Origin of the sequence: Pseudomonas sp. PDM16 (assembly GCF_014851865.1) — a bacterium.
Taxonomy (GTDB): Bacteria; Pseudomonadota; Gammaproteobacteria; order Pseudomonadales; family Pseudomonadaceae; genus Aquipseudomonas.
Genome location: NZ_JACVAM010000007.1, coordinates 105,924 through 124,364, shown reverse-complemented (window position 1 = coordinate 124,364; position 18,441 = coordinate 105,924). Strand labels below are relative to the sequence as shown.

Below are 18,441 nucleotides of genomic sequence, written 5' to 3'. Positions count from 1 at the left end.
GCCATGGTGTCGCTTGTCTTCGAGAACGTTACCGTCAGCTATCCAGTCTACGATGGTCAGGGCACCTCCTTGCGCAACCACCTGCTACGCATAAGCACGGGCGGGATCATCGAAGGCCGTGCGGGCAAGGTACGACTGGTGACCGCTCTGCGCGATGTGAGCTTCCAGCTCAGGCATGGTGACTCGGTTGGCTTGATCGGGCACAACGGGGCGGGCAAGAGCACGCTGTTGCGGACCATGGCAGGGATTTATACCCCCACGGAAGGCAGCGTAACCCGCCAAGGTAGAGTCGCAACCATGCTGGAGTTGGCAGCGGGCATGGACATGGAGCTCTCCGGCTACGACAACATCATGCGCATGTCTCTACTGATGGGAGAGAGCCCCTCAGCCATTCAGCGAAACACAAAAGAGATCGAAGACTTCACTCAGCTCGGCAACTTCCTGCAGATGCCTGTGCGAACCTACTCGGCGGGCATGCTCGCCCGGCTGGTGTTCGCCATTGCCACGTCAACTCGCCCGGACATCCTGCTGGTCGACGAGGTATTCGGGCTCGGAGATGCCGAGTTCCAGGCCCATGCCAAACAACGCATGGAGGAGCTGGTAAGCACGGTAGGCATCTTCGTCTTCGCTTCGCATTTCAGCGACATCCTCAAGCGCTACTGCAATCGCTTCTTCCGCCTGGAGCATGGCCAGCTTACGGAATGTGGGCGCAACGACTTTTGAACGGATAGTCAATGAAAGTCAGTATCGATACGGAGCTGCAGACGCTGGAGTACCAGGCAAAGGGAAGCCCTGATACCAGCCTGCCACTTTACTCAAAGGATGCGTTCCGTCTGCTCTCGGGTATCTGGCTCAAGCAGGAATGGAACCAGTTGCACTGGCAGAGCTTCTCCTGGCTGGGCTTTCAGATATGGCAACTGCCGGAGGATGCCCTGAGACTGCAGGAGGTGATCGCTCGGTTACATCCAGACCTGATCATCGAGACAGGCATCAACACCGGTGGAAGCTGCATCTTCTTCGCCTCTCTGTGCCGGTTGCTGGGGCAAGGGCGTGTGATATCCGATATCCACATCCCGGAACAGGTACGCACCTCGATCGACAAAAGCCCGTTTGCCGACCTCATTACCCTGATTGAAGGCGATTCGGCCTCTACCGAGGTGATCGATTTGTACGCAAGTTGTCCACGGCGAATCCGTTTTCGTGTTTCTCGATAGTGACCATCGCAAGGATCATGTCAGGCGCGAGCTCGAAGCCTATGCGCCTTTGGTTACGCCGGGCTCGTACATTGTTGCAGCCGATGGCGTCATGGAGCACCTGGCCGATACCCCAAATGGCGACAGATCCTGGAGCCTGGACAACCCTGCGGAAGCCGCGAGGGAGTTCAGTGCAGCTCATCCCGAGTTCATCATTCAACGTCCAACAGCACTCTTCAGTGATGACAGGTGCCTCGACAACCTCACCTACTGGCCGGATGCCTGGCTGTACCGGCGACGAGACTGAGAAACGCTCATGCATGCAAGCTCCTACGACAAGATGCGAGCCTTCGCCGACCAGTACCTCACCGAGCACCAACAGAGGCCGCTGAGTATTCTCGACCTGGGCAGCCAGGACGTGAACGGCAGCTACCGCCCATTGTTCGATCGCCCCGACTGGCGTTATGTCGGACTGGACATGGCCCCTGGCGCCAACGTGGACATCGTGTTGAAGACCCCTTACGCCTGGAAGGAAATTGCCAGTGCAAGCGCCGATGTAGTGGTTTCCGGGCAGGCCTTCGAGCACATTCGCTACATCTGGATCAGCATGTTGGAGGTGGCACGGGTCCTTAAACCCGGCGGCCTGTGCTGCGTCATAGCCCCATCCAGTGGCCCGGAACACCGCCACCCTCATGATTGCTGGCGCATTTATCCAGACGGCATGTGGTCGCTGGCTCAGTTCGCTCAGTTAGAAGTCATCCAAGCAACCACCCAGTGGCAGGCAATGGGCTATCCGGACTGTAGCGATTCATGGCACGACAGCATGCTCATTTGCCGAAAACCGGACAACGGTCGGCTGTGGAATACGAAGAGCGCCCTGAAACGCTGGTTGCAGCACCGTGTCATGACCCAGGGCCTGCGATGATGAGCCAGGGACCTAAGCTTCTTACTCGGCTGGCCAGCGTAGTTGCCCACGGAGGAGGATGGGGACCGACCCTGACCAAGACTATGTCGGTATTGCGCACCGAAGGGTTGACCGGGTTACGTGCCCGGCTGGTCGCTCTGGGAGCAACATCCTCGGGCGTGCCTATTACCGACGGTAGCGGCAGAGTGGTGCTGCGCAACGACTATCAGGAGTGGCTGAGGCAGTATGGCAACATAGACAACGCCTCACGCCTGAATGCCCTCCGGCGAATCGAAACACTCCCCTCCCGGCCACTGATCAGCATACTGATGCCGGTGTACAACCCTCGCCATGACTGGTTGATCGCCGCCATCGAATCCGTTCGCAACCAGCTGTATCCAAACTGGCAGCTGTGCATCGCCGACGATGCCTCACAAGACCCACGGCTACAGCCTCTGCTTGCCGGCTATGCGGAGGCCGATACACGCATTCGCCTGATTCGTCGCGACAGCAATGGCCACATCTCCATGGCCACTAACAGCGCCCTGAAACTGGCCGAAGGAGACTGGATTGCGCTCCTCGACCAGGATGACCTGCTTGCCGAACATGCCCTCTACCTGATGGTCGCCGGCATCCAGCAGCACCCCCAGGCAAAGCTGCTGTACTCGGATGAGGACAAGATCGACGCCCGGGGGCGACGCCATTCACCCTATTTCAAGAGTGCGTGGAATCCGGATCTGTTTCATGGGCACAACCTGCTTACGCACCTGGTGCTCTACCAGCGCAAACTCGTGGAAGATATCGACGGGTTTCGCGTGGGACTCGAGGGAGCGCAAGACTATGATCTGGCCCTGCGGTACGTCGAGAAGATCCGGCCAGACGAGATCGTGCATGTCCCTCATGTGCTCTATCACTGGCGCAGTCACTCCGGCAGCACGGCATCCAGCCGCGCCGCCAAACCCTATGCAATGAAGGCGGGCCTGCAGGCCCTGCACGACCACTTCGCTCGCCTAGGCATCCGCTGCAAGGTGAGCGAGCAGGACGGCGGCTACCGGGTTCAGTATCCACTGCCCAACCCGCCCCCGCTGGTCAGCATCGTCATCACCAGTCGCAACTGTTTGCGCCTTCTACGACGCTGCATCGACTGTATTCTGGAGAAAACCACCTACCCGGCCTACGAAATAGTACTGGTCGATAACGATACCGATGATCCGGCAACGCTCTCCTACCTGCGCCAACTGGCGAGTGAATCCAGGGTAAGGATTCAGGCCGGACCCGGCGTCTTCAACTACTCGAAGCTGAACAATCTCGGGGTTCACAACGCAAAGGGCTCGGTCATCTGCCTGCTCAACAATGATACCGAAGTGCTGGAAGGAGACTGGCTGCAGGAGATGGTCAGCCATGCCCTTCGCCCAAACATCGGCGCGGTCGGTGCCAAGCTGCTCTACCCCAGCGGCAGGCTGCAGCATGCGGGCGTGATACTAGGAATCGGTGGCTGGGCCGGCCACGCACACAAGGGACAGGCCGGGAAAACTCGTGGGCGCTGGGGACGCGCAGCTCTAACCAGCAACTTCGCCGCAGTCACCGGCGCCTGCCTGGTCATGCGCAAGTCGCTGTTCGACGAGTTAGGCGGCCTCAACGAAACAGACCTGGCGGTTGCTTGCAGCGACGTCGATCTCTGCCTGCGCGCAGCAGAGCAGGGATGGCGCACGCTGTGGACACCACATGCCAGGTTACGGCATCACGAGTCTGCTTCTCGAGGCCATGACACGACGCCAGACAAGATCGTTCGCCTGCAGCAGGAAGTGGCCTATATGCGTCGGCACTGGGGCAACTGGCTGGACAACGACCCCTACTACAACCCCAACCTGAGCCTTGAGCGAGAGGACATGAGCCTCGCCTGGCCGCCACGCATCAATCCGACGAGCCACGGGTGCAGCACCTCACGGACCATCGTCCCCACCCAAGCAACCCTGTATGCCGAGCAGCAGTACACTCGGATCGTGAAGCCATGTCCCGAGCTTGCTCAATGCCTCTTCTACCATAGCGTCGACTTGCCTGCTGGCAACGGGATCAGCGGAATCTGGGATCTGCGCCTTGGCGTAGAAACCTACCTGGGCAACGTCGACTTCCCGGGGCAATCGGTGCTCGAAATCGGCCCCGCCAGTGGCTTTCTATCGTTTCACATGGAGAAGCAGGGAGCGGAAGTAACCACGCTGGAACCGCCCATGAAGCACCTCTGGGATGTCGTTCCGCTCAGCGGCTTCGACATCGATGGCTGGCGAGTGCAATTCCGGGACAACATCGTGGGCGTGCGCCATTCGTTCTGGTACCTGCATCACCTGTACGGTTCCTCGGTCAGGATGATCGAAACCAACCCAGAAGCCATACCAGAAGAGCTAGGTAGCTTCGACATTGGTGTGCTGGCTGCAGTGCTCCTGCACTGCCGCTCCCCCTTCAGCCTCATCGAGAGCCTTTCACGCCGGGTGAGCAAGACCATGATCATCACCGATCTGTACGACGCAAACCTGGGAGAAGAGCCAGTGTGCCGGCTAATCCCACGGCCAGCCGTCCGCCAGGTAGATACCTGGTGGGCTCTCAGCCCGGCCTTCATCGTCAATGCCCTGGGCGTACTGGGCTTCGAGCGGACTCAGGTCAGTATTCATCACCAGACCCACAATGAAATACCTGAGCCAGTTCCCATGTTCACCGTGGTCGCTCATCGTGGCTGACTCCCCTTAACTCCCTTGTCAATCAGGACATCGCTGCATGCACCAGTCCACCGCCAACCTTCTTGACGAGCTGCTTTCCCCACAACTTAGCTGGATGTTCCAGAAGCCCCTGTTGCTCGACAAACCCAGTGGCTGGTGGGGACACGTTCCGTTCGCGTTCTGGCTGGTAGCAGCGGCTAGGCCTCGACTGCTGGTGGAGCTGGGCAGCCACCATGGCGTTTCCTACGCGGCCTTTTGCGAGGCGGCCAGACTCGCCGAGCTGGACTGCCGCTGCTTCGCCATCGACAACTGGCAGGGCGACGCACACGCAGGTCACTTTGGTGACGAGGTCTACCATGAACTGAAGGAATTCAATCGAAGTCGATACAGCGGCTTCTCAGAGCTGATTCGCTCTAACTTTGCAGACGCTCTCGAACATTTCGCCGATGGTTCCATCGATCTGCTGCATATCGACGGCTTCCATACTTACGAATCCGTGCAACGCGATTACCAGCAATGGAGCAGGAAGCTATCCGATAGAGCCGTCATCCTGTTCCACGACACCAACGTACGCCGTGACGATTTCGGCGTGCATCGGCTCTTCGCGGAACTGGCCCCTGACTATCCGCACTTCGAGTTCCTTCACAGCCATGGACTCGGCCTGATAGCTCACGGAAGCCAGGTCCCAGCTCCGGTTCGTCATCTCTGCGAGCAAAGCGAAGGCACCGCATGCGCTGCCGTAAGGGAGCGCTTTTCCCACGCAGGAGCACGTTGGGAATGCCAGGCCAGCGAACATGAAATGGCTCGCTCCTTCGCGTTGCAGGTCGCGGCGCTTGAGGCAGAGCGGGTGAAGGCTGGCGAAGAACGGGCAGGTGCGGAAGCCGTGGCAGCACAACGACAGCAGGAACTGGCACAGGAGCAAACCCAACATGCTCAGCAAGCAGCATTGCTCAAGGACGAGCTGAAGCAATCCAGAGACCAACTTGCCGAAGCAGAGGCTCTTCGCATCGAGCAATGCGCCAGGACGAGCGACCTTGCCGTGGAACTGGACACGACTCGAACACGAGCCGATCTCCTGGAAACGGAGCGAAAGGCACTACAGGAACAGTACCTGCACGCCAAAGCACTTGCCGTAGACCTCCAACAAGCTTTGGACAACACCAGGCGCGAACTGGACAGCGAGCGAGAAACTCATCTCGAAGAAGCCCAACGCAGCCATCTGCTGGAACAGGAAATCGGCCAGCTACGCGAACAGGTGCTGAGTCTGAAAGAAAGCAGCGCCCGGCAAGCTATTCTGGCCTCCGCGCTGGACGAAGCGGAAGCGCGCACCGAAAGCACGAGATCGATGCTGACAAGAAGCCAGGCCGAAGCCGAGCTGCAGACCCGCAGGCTTGCTCAGGACCTGCTGGCTGGACTACCGATCATTCGCCCACCAGGCCTTTTCCGGCGGTTTTCCCTCCTGTTTCGACGCGGGCATGCCAGGCGCAACCCCTATGCAGACGTGGTGCGCCGCTCCCCCCTATTCGACGAAAACTGGTATGTACGTACCTATCCCGATATCGAGTACTCAGGGATCGATCCGGCATTCCACTACTTGGCACATGGCGGCCTTGAGGGACGTGATCCCGGTCCCTGGTTCTCCACACGCGAGTACCTCCAGTACAACCCTGATGTAGCCAGAAACAATGTCAACGCCTTGCTGCACTACGAGCTGCATGGACGCCTGGAGAAACGGGGAGTTCCGGTTCCGAGACTGACAGTGGCAGGTGCGGAGCAGCACGACGAAAGCCTGGATCTGAAATCCGCTTTTCGGCGCCAGAGTCTGATGCTTCTGGAGTCGTTTTTGAGCGGCGATCAGCTTCTCGAAATACCCACCTCCGAGGCTCCCATCCTCTCCATCGTTATCATCACGCACAATCAGGCCGAACTGAGTTTCCGCTGCCTCAAGTCGCTGATAGAGGTAATCGACACGCCTACAGAGGTGCTGATTGTCGACAACGCCTCTACCGATCGCACGGCAGAGCTGCTGGCAAGAACCCGTGGCTGCCGGGTACTTCAACAAACAGAAAACCTCCACTTCCTGCACGCCGCGAATCTGGGAGCGGCTCAGGCGCAGGGCAAGATGCTGCTGTTCCTCAACAACGATACGCAGGTCAGGCCAGGGGCTATCAGCTCCGCATTGGGAGCCTTCGAGGATCGACCGGATGCCGGCGCGGTAGGCGGTCGCATCATACTGCTCGACGGCAGCCTGCAGGAGGCAGGCAATATCGTGTGGCGGAACGGAAGCTGCCATGGCTACGGTCGCGGCTGTAACCCGGATGGTGAAGAATTCCAGTTCCGCCGCGAGGTCGACTATTGCTCCGGTGCATTCCTCATGGTGCCTAGGCAACTCTTCGAGCAGTTGGGCGGGTTCGATACGCGCTTCGCACCGGCCTACTACGAGGAGGTCGATCTATGCATGCGCCTGCGTCAGGCGGGCCATCCTGTGATTTACGAACCAAACGCCACCATCACTCACTTCGAGTTCGGCAGCGCCCCCGGCAATCAATCCGCAATTCAGCTGATGCAGTCACATCGGCTGGTTCTTCGCGAACTGCATGCCCAGGCGCTGCAGCAGCATTGCCCGGTTGGCACTTCACTCCTGCAGGCCAGAACGTCCCAGTTAGCGCAAAGATCGAAAAGAAAAATTCTACTGATTGACGATCATATCCCCGTCCCCTCCTGGGGGTCAGGCTTCCCCCGTGCGCGCGAGGTGGTCACCACCCTTCATCGCCTGGGTGCTCTGATCACCTACTATCCGATGGTTCCAGCCGAAATCGACTTCGCCGATGCCTACAGCATCCTGCCGCGCGAAGTCGAGATTGCCGCTCCTCAGGGGCCAGCCGGCCTGATCAGTTTTTTGCGTAGTCGCCAGGACTATTACGACATCGTCATGATCAGCCGCCCACACAACATGCAGATCCTGTTCGGCGCGCTTGAGCGGGAGCCCGGCCTGCTAGGTCATGCCCGACTTGTCTACGATGCCGAAGCCATCTTCACACAGCGGGAAAAACTCAAGGCCCAGGTGCTGGGCCACACCGGGCAGGGTACCGACCTTATGGGAGAGCTAAGGCTGGCCAAGCCAGCGCAGACTATTCTAGCGGTCAGCCAAGCGGAAGCGGAACACTTTACCCTCGCTGGCTGCAGCGACGTAAGGATACTGAGCCACAGCATCGAGTTGCAGCCCACTCCTAATGGGTACGCCGAGCGGCAAGACCTGCTGTTCGTCGGCCGCCTGGAGGAGGATGACTCACCCAATGCCGACTCGATCCGCTGGTTCGTGCGCGAAGTCATGCCCCGGCTGGACCGCCTGCTCGGCAACGACTATCGACTGCATATAGTCGGTGCCTGTTCGGCGAAACTGCGCCGCGATCTACACAGCCGGCGCATCGAGTTCCACGGCCGTGTCGAGGATATCCGTCACTTCTATGCCCACACCCGCCTGTTCATCGCCCCAACCCGCTTCGCCGCCGGCATCCCGCTAAAGGTCTACGAGGCAGCGGCCCATGGCGTTCCCGTGGTAGCCAGCAGACTCCTGGTCGAACAGCTCTGCTGGGAAGACGGTACCGAGCTGCTTGCGGCCGACTCGGCGGAAGGTTTCGCGCAAGCCTGCGCCCAGCTCTATCGCGAACCGCCACTCTGGGAACAACTGCGCCAGCAGGCGCTACTGCGTACCCAGCAAGACTGCTCTGCGCAGGTTTTCACCGCGACCCTCGAAAAACTCCTCGACGATGCTCTGCCACCTGCTAATGACACCAGGCAAAGCTACGCCTCCAAGGTCTCTAAAGTCTGGAGCCAGCCCGCCACACAGCGCATCGAAGAGCAGGGAATGAACTGGATGGAGGCCCCCCGTGTGTGAGCACGACTGAATCGCAAGATCTCCGGTGAGTCGCATCTGAAAGCTTCTTCGCCCTAGAGGATCAACTGATGGCCGAAGGCACAATCTCGTCGGACTTCACCGTGTTCTCCGCGACAAAGGTCTGACTACAGCGGCTCCGTACGTCTCGTTGACTGGAGCATCGCGCCAGGAGCCGCCCTGCCCGGGATGACTGGCCGCACCGGCAAGGTGAAATGGAGCCGGTAATTGCAGCCAGCCGCCGCAGTGGCTAAATAACGTTGGCAAAGCAGTACCCCTGCCCCTTTTGCCCCCTGGTGTGGCACACGAACGGGCCCGTTGGCCCCGTTCTGCTTTCAGGCGAAAGCCGCTAGGCTGGGCGCGTTATCCTTTGCAACGAGCCAAACATGCACGACATTTCCCTACAGGACGCCGCCGCACCCGATGGCGTTTGCTATGGCTGCGGCAGCCGCAACCCGCACGGCCTGCACGTCAAGAGCCGCTGGCATGAGGACGGCATCCACGTCCTGGCCGAACACCTGCCCGATCCCATGCATTGCGGCTGGCCAGACCTGGTCTATGGCGGGCTGCTCGCCATGCTGGTGGACTGTCACTCCAACTGGACCGCCATGGCCTACCACTACCGAGCTGAAGGCCGAGAGCCCGGCAGTTTGCCACGCATCGAATGCGTCACCGGCAACCTCGGCCTCAAGTTCATCAAGCCGACGCCCATGGGCGTCACCCTGAGCCTGCGCGCCAGGGTAGAAGGTGATGTGGGCCGCAAGACCCAGGTGATCTGCGAGGTGTATGCCGGCGATGTGCTGACCGCCATCGGCGACTCGGTCTTCGTCCGCGTGGATGCCAGCCAGTTGGCGACCCAGGCCCACGCCAAGTCAGTCTGAACGTCGCAACAAAAAGGCCCCTCGCGGGGCCTTTTTCATCTCAGCGCCAGTGGCGCTTCTCATAGGCAATCGCCTTGTGCTTGCGGCCGATGCCGACGGTCCAGCCGATGCCCAGCGCCAGCAGCTCGGCCAGCCAGGCCAACACCAGACCTACGCACAGCCCCCAGTAGATCGCCTGGGGCGCCAGCAGCACTTGGTAGGTATAGGCGTCGTAGGTTTCCTGCAGCAGGGCCTGGTCGGCGCTGGTGCCCAGGTGCCAGACCTGCGCATACCAGGGGCCCTGCATGGCCAGCCATTCGGCTTCCAGCAATTCGGAGCGGGAAACCAGGTGGCCGATGCTGTCCGCATCGCTGCGCATAACGTCATCCGTGCTGGCGCGGTAATGAGCGACCAGCGCGTTGAGGTCACCCTTGAAGAACTTTGCCGCGGTCTCGCGGAAGCCCAGCAGGCTCTCCTCGGACTCGGCACGGTGGGCTGCCACGCGTTTGGCGTAGTCATCGACGAAGCCCGGTACCTGCACCCCGACCATCAGGCCGAAGGCGAACACCAGCAGACGCAAGTATCCCCTGAACATCCTCAGTCCCCCATCTGCCCATGGGCCAGGCGCTCACCGCGCCGCCACAGGCTCCATTCGCCAGGCTGGAACAGGTTCCAGCGCTCGTTGTCGGTCAGCGGCTCGGTGGCGATCACCGTGACCACGTCGTTCGGCGTGGTCTCCGACTGGAAGTCCACCGTCAGGTCCGCATCCTTCAGGCGCGCCGGGCCGAAGGGTGCGCGACGAGTGATCTGCGCCAGCTTGGTCGAACAGAAGCAGAACAACCAGTCACCGTCGCTGAGCAGGCAGTTGAACACACCCTTGCCACGGTAGTCCTGGGCCGCCTGAATCAGCACCGGCAGCAGCACCTCCACCGGCACCGGCTCGGGGAAGGCGCCGCGCACCCGGTTGAGCAGATCACAGAAGGCCGACTCGCTGTCGGTATCACCGACGGGCCGGTAGAAGTCGAAGGTCGGCGCGAAGCCGGCCAGTTGGCCATTATGGGCGAAGCACCAGTTGCGCCCCCACAGCTCGCGCACGAACGGGTGAGTGTTGGCCAGGCACACCCGGCCGACGTTGGCCTGGCGGATATGGCCGATCACCGTCTCGCTCTTGATCGGGTAGCGCTGCACCAGCTTGGCCACTTCCGAGCCGACGCTGGCCGCCGGGTCCTGGAACAGGCGCAGGCCGCGCCCCTCGTAGAAGGCGATGCCCCAGCCGTCACGGTGTGGGCCAGTACCGCCACCGCGCTGCATCAGGCCAGTGAAACTGAAGACGATGTCGGTAGGGACATTGGCGCTCATGCCGAGCAGTTCGCACATGGCTCAGGCCTCCAACAACGCCGCGCGCAGCCGTTCGGCCTCACACGCCAGGCGGGCTTCCAGGCGCTTGCGACCGAGCGGCAGGAAACGGGTGAGAATACGCCAGCACAGCGCGATCAGGTCGCCACTGCGACGCGGGATCAGGTGAAGATGCAGGTGAGGAACGTGCTGATTGGCCACCGGGCCGTCGTTGAGCAGCAGATTGATGCCCAGCACGCCCGGCTCGCGATAGAGCGCCTTGGCCACTCGATCAGCCAGCGCCAGCAGGGCCTCACGCGGGGGCGACGGCAAATCTGCCAGGAACGGAGCATGGCCCCTGGCGACAATCAGCACATGGGTCGGGCGCAACGGAAAAATATCCAGCAGCACCAGAAAGTGTTCGTCTTCGTGAATGATGTGCGCCGGCAGCTGGCCGTCGGCGATGGCGCAGAACACGCAGTTCATGGGCTCTCCTTGTCGCTTGCGGTCATGCTAACGCAAGCCGCCTGGCGTGCAACCCATGATGCCCTCGGAAAACCAGGTAGAAGCTAGAGCCCGGCGCTCAGAGACGTGGCTCAATGCGCAGCCGGCGATCACCGCGCGCGTCCAGGCGAGTATCGGCATCAGGGCGATCCTCGCGCTCCATCAGCTCACGCAGGGTCGGTTCGTCTTCTTCGACGGCCGGTGCACGCGGCCCCTTGCGATTCTCCCACCAGCGCTCCACCGGCCAGCGCAAGACCGCGAACACCAGCCACACGCCGAGGGCAATGAGGCCGTAGATGGCTAGGTCGGCTACCGCTCGCCAGGCGTTCTTGCCCACTTCGAACAACAGATCGATGGCAGTGATGGCAATAGCCGGCGCAAACAGTTCCTTGGCCGGGTCGACGATGGTCGGGGTCAGCAACAGCACTGCAACTATCACCCGCAGAGGCTCGCGCAGCCAGCGCCACATCCAGCCGGTCATGCGGAACCACACCAGCAGGCAGCCCAGCGCGGCAATCGCGTAAAGGCTCCAGGCGAGCAGATAGTCTTGTTCGGTCATGGTGTTTCGTGGCTTGGCCGGCAAAGGGGCGCTTATGATAACGGCTTTTGCGGCCCCCGACCTCCCTGCGGTCGCCCCGAACGAGAATGCCCATGACCGACGCCCCCATCGCCCGCCGTGAAGCCGGCTCCGACCCTTACCGCTGGCTGGAGCAACGCGACACCAACGAAGTCCTCGACCACCTCAAGGCCGAGAACACCTACCTGGACGAGCAACTGGCCGACCAGGCCGAGCTGCGCGAGACACTCTTCCAGGAGATCAAGGGCCGTATTCGCGAGACCGATCTTTCCCTGCCGGTACCTTGGGGCCCCTGGTTGTACTACCAGCGCACCACGGCCGGCGACGAATACCCGCGTCACTATCGCTGCCCTCGCCCCGCCGATGGTTCTCTGGTCGTGGACGAAAGCACCGAGATGCTATTACTCGACCCCAATGCCCTGGCCGGTGATGGCTATCTGTCCCTCGGTGCCTTCACCGTCAGCCCGGACCACAAGTTGCTCGGCTACAGCCTGGATACCGCCGGGGACGAGATCTACCGCCTGTTCGTCAAGGAGCTGGACAGCGGTCTGCTCCGCGAGCTGCCGTTCGAGGACTGCGATGGCCAGATGACCTGGGCGGGTGACAACAGAACCCTGTTCTTCGTCACCCTCGACGATACGCATCGACCGCATCGCCTTTATCGCCACTCGCTCGACGCCGAAGCCGCCGAGTTGGTGTTCGAGGAAGCCGACGGGCGCTTCTTCCTCAGTTGCTACCGCACCAGCTCCGAACGCCAGCTGGTCCTCAGCCTCGGCAGCAAGACCACCAGCGAGTCCTGGGTGCTGGACGCTCATGCGCCACAGGGCGAATTCCGCTGCCTGGCGCCCCGCCAGGAAGAGCACGAGTACGATGTCGACCACGGCCTGCTGGATGGTGAATGGACCTGGTTCGTGCGTAGCAACCAGACCGGCATCAACTTCGCTCTATACGCCACCAGCGAAGCGCAGCCTGCACGCCAGCACTGGCGCGAGCTGATTCCCCACAACCCGCAACGCATGCTCGAGGGCCTGACCCTCAACCAGGACGCCTTCGTCCTCAGCCTGCGCGAGGGCGGCCTGCCGATCATCGAGGTGCACCCGCAATCGACTGCACCCTACCCCGTACAGCTGCCCGACGCAGCCTACAGCCTCTATGTGCAGGACAGCCTGGAGTTTCACAGCCCGGCGATCCGCCTGCGGTACGAGGCGCTCAACCGCCCGGCCCAGGTGCGCCAGCTGGATCTGTCCACGGGCGAGCAGCAGGTGCTCAAGCAGACCCCGGTGGAAGGCCCTTTCGACGCCGATGCCTACGAGAGCCAGCGTGTCTGGGCGACGGCTGCCGATGGCACGCAAGTACCGATCAGCCTGGTGGCGCGCAAGGACCTGCTCGCCAACGGCCAGCCCATGCCGCTCTACTTGTATGGCTATGGCGCCTACGGCGAGAGCCTTGACCCGTGGTTCAGCCATGCACGCCTGAGCCTGCTGGAACGCGGCTTCGCCTTCGCCATCGCCCACGTGCGCGGCGGCGGCGAGCTGGGCGAGGCCTGGTACCGCGCCGGAAAGCTGGAGCACAAGCAGAATACCTTCGGCGACTTTATCGCCTGCGCCGAACAGTTGGTCGCCGACGGCCTGACCTCTCCAGCGCAACTGGTGATCAGCGGCGGCAGCGCCGGCGGTCTGCTGATCGGCGCCGTGCTCAACCAGCGCCCTGAACTGTTCGCCGCGGCAGTCGCCGAAGTGCCCTTCGTCGACGTGCTCAACACCATGCAGAACCCCGACCTGCCGTTGACCGTGACCGAGTACGACGAATGGGGCGACCCGAACCAGCCCGAGGTGTTCGAACGCATCAGATCCTACGCCCCCTACGAGAACGTGTGCGCTCAAGCCTATCCAGCGATCCTCGCCGTCGCCGGCTACAACGACAGCCGCGTGCAGTACTGGGAAGCTGCCAAGTGGGTAGCCAAACTCCGCGCGACCCGTACCGACAGCAACCTGCTACTGCTCAAGACCGACCTCGGGGCTGGCCACGGAGGCATGAGCGGCCGATACCAGGCGCTCAGGGATGTGGCCCTGGAATACGCCTTCCTGCTCAAAGTACTGGGAATCGACTGATCATGCTTGGCAAGCAAGCAACGCCTGACTATCGTGCCTCACCCTCTCTCTTCAAGGATCGATGAATATGGCGCCGCGCCACCTCTTTTCTCTTCTGCTGCTGTGCTGCGCGCTACCCGCGCAGGCACAGATCTACACCTGGGTGGACGAAAACGGCCAAAAGCACTTCGGCAACCAACCGCCCACGCCGGAAAAGCAGGTGGAGACGGTGAAGATTCGCCAGGGTTACTCCAGCGATGGCCCGCAACCCGCTGTCGTACAACCCCAGGCAGATGAGCAGACAGAGGCCTCGCAGAAACCCTCGCAACGGGAAATGTGCAAGGAAGCGATGCGCTGGACCGCGATCGACATCCCCAACCTGAAGGAAATCGCCGAGGAGCGTAAGAAGGACGGCAAGATAACTTCGGATCAGCTGCGGCAAGCCAACAAGGCGCTAGACGAGGTCGACGATGCCTTGACGCTGCAGAACTGCATGGCGAGCGAAGGCGAGGATCTTGAGCGCTTCGAATGCCTGTCTCACGGTGCCGGCATCATGGTCTGCTCGGGCGCCCTGGAAGCTGCGCTCAATGGCATAGGCGCCGGTTCGACGAAGAAATAGCAGCGCAACAACGGCACGGATCCGCTCGGCGCGCGAACTAGAAACACGCGCCGACACTCTTACCACCGCAGCAGTAGACGGCGCCGATTTGCTCGAAGATCAGCCCCTGAGCGTCTCGACCAATTCGCCTAGCCAGGGCATGGCGTCTTCTTCCGGAGTCACCGACTCGCTGGAGTCCAGACGCAGCATCGGCAGTACCTCGCGCATACCCAGTTCGAGCAGAAGCTCGCGCATCTGCTCGCCGCCGCCACAGAACACATCGTAGCTGGAGTCCCCCAGGGCGATCACCGCGCCGGGCAGACCTCTCCAGGCCGGAAAACGATCTCGGAGGGCGTAGTAGAGCGCTTGGATATTGCCGGGCAGCTCTCCCATGCCGGTCGTGGAGGTAACTACCAGAATCGCCTCGGGTGCGAAGGCCAGGACCTCGTCCAGCTCTACGCTGGGTTTGTGCCAAGCCTCGAAACCGGCGCCCTGCAGCACCTGGACGGCGCGGCGGGATACTTCTTCGGCGGCCCCATAGACCGAGCCAGAAAGGATGGCGACTTTCATACAGCACTCCGCAAGTTCGAAAAAACGCCGCGCATTATGCCGCATGTCGCCCGCCGGGGAACTCGCCCGGATACGAGCCGTCACACACAAGTGATCGTTCGTGCGCGAGGCGCCCCCAGGCTTTCGATCACATGAAGTAGCCCGCGGAGGGCCGTCGTATGTCCGAGCACCCTACCCTGTCCAGCGAGGAGCTGGATTTCATCCGAGAGGTCTTCAACAGCCAGTTTATCGGCAAGCCTTTGCCGATTCCTGCCTTCAAGGTTGACGGCGGTCCCCTGGCAAACGCCCTGCTGGCCCGCCTCGGTGGTCAGGCCAAGTTGAGCCTGGAAGCCCAGATGGACGATTGCCGCATGACCTTTCCGCTGCAGATGGTAGAAGACGAACTGCACGGCTTGCAGCTGGAAATGGGCGCCCCGAGCATCTTTCAGGACGGGCAGGTCCGCCGCCCCTGGCGCCTGGAGCTAGACGAGCCGGTTGCACTGCGTGAGCGCAACGGTGACGACAGTGACTTGCTGGTATACGAGTTGGCTCCTGGCAGCCTGGTTCTAGGCACTCCGCTAAGAGAGCCTCCGGATAAATTCGCTCTATGGCTACACCTGCCGGGATGTGACCGCCTGCCTGTCCAAGGTCAGCGCGTGCGCCGTATTGGCCGTCATCGGGCAGCCTATGGCCTCGTACTGCAGCATGGCGAGCACGCGGAACGCATCCGCCAGTTCATCTTCGAGCAGTACCGCCTTCGACATCCGCAACTGCAGATCGCGAGCTAGACAGGTATCTTGCCTCCTGCGACATGCCCTTCATAGGGCATGGCAATCGGTTCAATGCCCGCAATCAATTAAGCAATCTCGGCCAATGCGGCTAATATGCCCAGCGTCAACTTTCCAAACCCATTACTCAAACCCACTAGGAGTTACTCAATGTCCCTGATCAACACCCAGGTTCAGCCGTTCAAGGCCAACGCTTTCCACAACGGCAAGTTCATTGAAGTCACCGAGCAAAGCCTGAAAGGCAAGTGGTCGGTCCTGATCTTCATGCCGGCAGCCTTCACCTTCAACTGCCCGACCGAGATCGAAGACGCCGCCAACAACTACGCCGAATTCCAGAAAGCCGGCACCGAAGTGTACATCGTCACCACCGACACCCACTTCTCCCACAAAGTCTGGCACGAGACCTCCCCGGCCGTTGGCAAGGCTCAGTTCCCGCTGATCGGCGACCCGACTCACCAGCTGACCAACGCTTTCGGCGTGCACATCGCTGAAGAAGGCCTGGCTCTGCGCGGCACCTTCCTGATCAACCCGGAAGGCGTGATCAAGACCGTCGAGATCCACTCCAACGAGATCGCTCGTGACGTGTCCGAGACACTGCGCAAGCTGAAAGCTGCCCAGTACACCGCCGCTCACCCGGGCGAAGTCTGCCCGGCCAAGTGGAAAGAAGGCGAAGCCACCCTGGCCCCGTCTCTGGACCTGGTCGGCAAGATCTAAGGATCTTCGCGGGGCCTCGCGCCCCGCATGCATTGCGCTTCGCCGGTTGCAACCCAGCCGCAAGTGCCCGAACGCCCGGGCGCGATCCGCCCGGGCGTTTGTTTGTCCGAAATTCGTTAAAAAGGAACTCCGTCATGTTGGACGCCACTCTTAAGACCCAGTTGAAGGCTTACCTCGAGAAGGTCACCCAGCCGTTCGAGATCGTCGCGTCCCTCGATGACAGCGCGAAATCCCAGGAACTGCTGGGCTTGCTCAACGACATCGTCGGCCTGACCGACAAGATCACCCTGAAGACCGATGGCAGCGACGCTCGCCGCCCGTCGTTCTCGCTCAACCGCCCCGGTGCGGATATCGGCCTGACCTTCGCCGGCATCCCCATGGGCCATGAATTCACCTCCCTGGTGCTGGCCCTGCTGCAGGTCGGTGGCCACCCGTCCAAGCTCGAAGCCGACGTCATCGAGCAGGTGAAGAACATCCAGGGCAAGTTTGAATTCGAAACCTACTACTCGCTGTCCTGCCAGAACTGCCCGGACGTGGTCCAGGCGCTGAACCTGATGGCCGTGCTCAACCCCAACATTCGCCACGTGGCCATCGACGGCGCGCTGTTCCAGACCGAAGTCGAGCAGCGCCAGATCATGTCGGTGCCGAGCCTCTACCTGAACGGCGAACTGTTCAGCCAGGGCCGCATGGGCGTCGAGGAAATCCTCGCCAAGATCGACACCGGCGCCAGCGCCCGTGACGCCGAGAAACTCAACGCCAAAGACGCCTTCGATGTGTTGGTGGTGGGCGGTGGCCCGGCCGGCGCTGCAGCGGCCATCTACGCCGCACGCAAAGGCATCCGCACCGGCGTGGCAGCCGAACGCTTCGGCGGTCAGGTGCTGGACACCATGGCCATCGAGAACTTCATCTCGGTGAAGGAGACCGAAGGCCCGAAACTGGCGCGCGCCCTCGAGGAGCACGTCAAGGAATACGACGTCGACATCATGAACCTGCAGCGTGCCAGCGCCCTGATCCCTGGTGTTGAAGGTGGCCTGCACGAAGTGAAGTTCGAGAGCGGCGCCAGCCTCAAGGCCAAGACCGTGATCCTTGCCACCGGCGCCCGCTGGCGTGAAATGAACGTGCCCGGCGAGCAGGAATACCGTGGCCGTGGCGTCGCCTACTGCCCGCACTGCGACGGCCCGCTGTTCAAGGGCAAGCGCGTGGCGGTGATCGGCGGCGGCAACTCCGGCGTGGAAGCGGCCATCGACCTGGCCGGCATCGTCGCCCATGTGACCCTGCTGGAGTTCGCCGACACCCTGCGTGCCGACGCCGTGCTGCAGAAGAAGCTCTACAGCCTGCCCAACGTCACCGTGATCAAGAGCGCACAGACCACCGAGGTCAAGGGCGACGGGCAGAAGGTCAACGGCCTGGTCTACAAGGACCGCACCAATGACCAGATTCACACTGTGGAACTGGAAGGCATCTTCGTGCAGATCGGCCTGCTGCCCAACAGCGACTGGCTGAAAGGTAGCGTGGAGCTGAGCCGCTTCGGCGAGATCGTGGTCGACGCCAAGGGCGCCACCAACATCCCCGGCGTATTCGCTGCCGGCGACGTGACCACCGTGCCGTACAAGCAGATCGTCATCGCCATGGGCGAAGGCTCCAAGGCCTCGCTGAGCGCATTCGACCACCTGATCCGCACCAGCTGATCACGGCGCTGTAACGAAAAAGCCGGGCTCGCGAG

At 61.6% G+C, this 18,441-nt stretch carries 17 protein-coding genes; 12 read left to right on the top strand and 5 right to left on the bottom strand.

Annotated features, from left to right (window positions below; all coding sequences use genetic code 11):
- The first annotated feature begins 3 nt into the window (after nt 1-3).
- From IB234_RS21265 to IB234_RS21235, 7 genes are all read left to right on the top strand, one after another.
- Nucleotides 4-723: an ABC transporter ATP-binding protein gene (locus IB234_RS21265; RefSeq protein WP_192321761.1), complete on the top strand. Its 720-nt coding sequence runs from the start codon at nt 4-6 to the stop codon at nt 721-723.
- Nucleotides 724-734: 11 nt separating this feature from the next.
- Nucleotides 735-1,214, top strand: a complete 480-nt coding sequence (locus IB234_RS24195) for a CmcI family methyltransferase (RefSeq protein ID WP_192321759.1) — start codon at nt 735-737, stop codon at nt 1,212-1,214.
- Nucleotides 1,201-1,500 (top strand): CmcI family methyltransferase, encoded by a 300-nt coding sequence (locus tag IB234_RS24190; RefSeq protein ID WP_192321757.1) that lies wholly within the window; start codon nt 1,201-1,203, stop codon nt 1,498-1,500. The genes IB234_RS24195 and IB234_RS24190 overlap by 14 nt, the downstream gene beginning before the upstream one ends.
- A gap of 9 nt (nt 1,501-1,509) precedes the next feature.
- On the top strand, nt 1,510-2,118 hold the full coding sequence (locus tag IB234_RS21250) for a class I SAM-dependent methyltransferase (RefSeq protein ID WP_192321754.1): 609 nt from the start codon (nt 1,510-1,512) through the stop codon (nt 2,116-2,118).
- An 83-nt stretch (nt 2,119-2,201) separates the two neighbouring features.
- Nucleotides 2,202-4,829, top strand: coding sequence for a glycosyltransferase family 2 protein (locus tag IB234_RS21245; RefSeq protein ID WP_225580737.1), 2,628 nt, complete (start codon nt 2,202-2,204; stop codon nt 4,827-4,829).
- A 37-nt stretch (nt 4,830-4,866) separates the two neighbouring features.
- Nucleotides 4,867-8,706, top strand: a complete 3,840-nt coding sequence (locus tag IB234_RS21240) for a glycosyltransferase (protein WP_192321752.1) — start codon at nt 4,867-4,869, stop codon at nt 8,704-8,706.
- A gap of 383 nt (nt 8,707-9,089) precedes the next feature.
- A complete protein-coding gene (locus tag IB234_RS21235; RefSeq protein ID WP_192321750.1) occupies nt 9,090-9,584 on the top strand; it encodes a PaaI family thioesterase in 495 nt (164 codons plus the stop codon).
- Between the two features lie 40 nt (nt 9,585-9,624).
- Here IB234_RS21235 and IB234_RS21230 read toward each other — a convergent pair whose 3' ends face one another.
- The 4 genes from IB234_RS21230 to IB234_RS21215 all read right to left on the bottom strand — a co-directional run bounded on the left by IB234_RS21230 (nt 9,625) and on the right by IB234_RS21215 (nt 11,961).
- The gene (locus tag IB234_RS21230) at nt 9,625-10,158 is read right to left on the bottom strand and encodes a DUF2937 family protein (protein WP_192321748.1); all 534 of its coding nucleotides are present in this window, start codon (nt 10,156-10,158) and stop codon (nt 9,625-9,627) included.
- 2 nt (nt 10,159-10,160) lie between these two features.
- Complete coding sequence (locus IB234_RS21225; RefSeq protein ID WP_192321746.1) at nt 10,161-10,940, bottom strand: class II glutamine amidotransferase; 780 nt, start codon at nt 10,938-10,940, stop codon at nt 10,161-10,163.
- 3 nt (nt 10,941-10,943) lie between these two features.
- The gene (locus tag IB234_RS21220) at nt 10,944-11,384 is read right to left on the bottom strand and encodes an HIT family protein (RefSeq protein WP_192321744.1); all 441 of its coding nucleotides are present in this window, start codon (nt 11,382-11,384) and stop codon (nt 10,944-10,946) included.
- Between the two features lie 97 nt (nt 11,385-11,481).
- Complete coding sequence (locus IB234_RS21215) at nt 11,482-11,961, bottom strand: MFS transporter (protein ID WP_192321742.1); 480 nt, start codon at nt 11,959-11,961, stop codon at nt 11,482-11,484.
- Nucleotides 11,962-12,047: 86 nt separating this feature from the next.
- On the opposite strand from IB234_RS21215, the gene IB234_RS21210 reads away from it, so the two are divergent.
- Together IB234_RS21210 and IB234_RS21205 are read left to right on the top strand one after the other, a co-directional pair.
- Complete coding sequence (locus IB234_RS21210) at nt 12,048-14,090, top strand: S9 family peptidase (RefSeq protein ID WP_412547942.1); 2,043 nt, start codon at nt 12,048-12,050, stop codon at nt 14,088-14,090.
- Between the two features lie 67 nt (nt 14,091-14,157).
- Complete coding sequence (locus IB234_RS21205) at nt 14,158-14,688, top strand: DUF4124 domain-containing protein (RefSeq protein ID WP_192321738.1); 531 nt, start codon at nt 14,158-14,160, stop codon at nt 14,686-14,688.
- Nucleotides 14,689-14,787: 99 nt separating this feature from the next.
- Here the strand turns inward: IB234_RS21205 and IB234_RS21200 are convergent, their stop codons facing one another.
- The gene (locus IB234_RS21200) at nt 14,788-15,237 is read right to left on the bottom strand and encodes a flavodoxin (RefSeq protein WP_192321736.1); all 450 of its coding nucleotides are present in this window, start codon (nt 15,235-15,237) and stop codon (nt 14,788-14,790) included.
- 158 nt (nt 15,238-15,395) lie between these two features.
- Between IB234_RS21200 and IB234_RS21195 the strand changes: the two genes are divergently transcribed.
- The 3 genes from IB234_RS21195 (at nt 15,396) to ahpF (ending at nt 18,406) form a co-directional block, all read left to right on the top strand.
- On the top strand, nt 15,396-16,004 hold the full coding sequence (locus IB234_RS21195) for a PilZ domain-containing protein (protein WP_192321733.1): 609 nt from the start codon (nt 15,396-15,398) through the stop codon (nt 16,002-16,004).
- A gap of 150 nt (nt 16,005-16,154) precedes the next feature.
- Nucleotides 16,155-16,718: an alkyl hydroperoxide reductase subunit C gene (gene ahpC / locus IB234_RS21190; RefSeq protein WP_192321731.1), complete on the top strand. Its 564-nt coding sequence runs from the start codon at nt 16,155-16,157 to the stop codon at nt 16,716-16,718.
- Between the two features lie 134 nt (nt 16,719-16,852).
- Entirely contained in the window at nt 16,853-18,406 is a 1,554-nt protein-coding gene (gene ahpF, locus IB234_RS21185) for an alkyl hydroperoxide reductase subunit F (RefSeq protein ID WP_192321729.1), read from the top strand.
- Nucleotides 18,407-18,441 lie beyond the last annotated feature (35 nt).

Coding starts and splice junctions, on each gene's coding strand:
- IB234_RS21230 (WP_192321748.1), bottom strand. CDS start 10,158: ATGTTCAGGGGATACTTGCGTCTGCTGGTGTTCGCCTTCGGCCTGATG.
- IB234_RS24195 (WP_192321759.1), top strand. CDS start 735: ATGAAAGTCAGTATCGATACGGAGCTGCAGACGCTGGAGTACCAGGCA.
- IB234_RS21240 (WP_192321752.1), top strand. CDS start 4,867: ATGCACCAGTCCACCGCCAACCTTCTTGACGAGCTGCTTTCCCCACAA.
- IB234_RS21215 (WP_192321742.1), bottom strand. CDS start 11,961: ATGACCGAACAAGACTATCTGCTCGCCTGGAGCCTTTACGCGATTGCC.
- IB234_RS21200 (WP_192321736.1), bottom strand. CDS start 15,237: ATGAAAGTCGCCATCCTTTCTGGCTCGGTCTATGGGGCCGCCGAAGAA.
- IB234_RS21210 (WP_412547942.1), top strand. CDS start 12,048: ATGCCCATGACCGACGCCCCCATCGCCCGCCGTGAAGCCGGCTCCGAC.
- IB234_RS21250 (WP_192321754.1), top strand. CDS start 1,510: ATGCATGCAAGCTCCTACGACAAGATGCGAGCCTTCGCCGACCAGTAC.
- IB234_RS21205 (WP_192321738.1), top strand. CDS start 14,158: ATGGCGCCGCGCCACCTCTTTTCTCTTCTGCTGCTGTGCTGCGCGCTA.
- ahpF (WP_192321729.1), top strand. CDS start 16,853: ATGTTGGACGCCACTCTTAAGACCCAGTTGAAGGCTTACCTCGAGAAG.
- IB234_RS21225 (WP_192321746.1), bottom strand. CDS start 10,940: ATGTGCGAACTGCTCGGCATGAGCGCCAATGTCCCTACCGACATCGTC.
- ahpC (WP_192321731.1), top strand. CDS start 16,155: ATGTCCCTGATCAACACCCAGGTTCAGCCGTTCAAGGCCAACGCTTTC.
- IB234_RS21235 (WP_192321750.1), top strand. CDS start 9,090: ATGCACGACATTTCCCTACAGGACGCCGCCGCACCCGATGGCGTTTGC.
- IB234_RS21265 (WP_192321761.1), top strand. CDS start 4: ATGGTGTCGCTTGTCTTCGAGAACGTTACCGTCAGCTATCCAGTCTAC.
- IB234_RS21220 (WP_192321744.1), bottom strand. CDS start 11,384: ATGAACTGCGTGTTCTGCGCCATCGCCGACGGCCAGCTGCCGGCGCAC.
- IB234_RS21195 (WP_192321733.1), top strand. CDS start 15,396: ATGTCCGAGCACCCTACCCTGTCCAGCGAGGAGCTGGATTTCATCCGA.
- IB234_RS21245 (WP_225580737.1), top strand. CDS start 2,202: ATGTCGGTATTGCGCACCGAAGGGTTGACCGGGTTACGTGCCCGGCTG.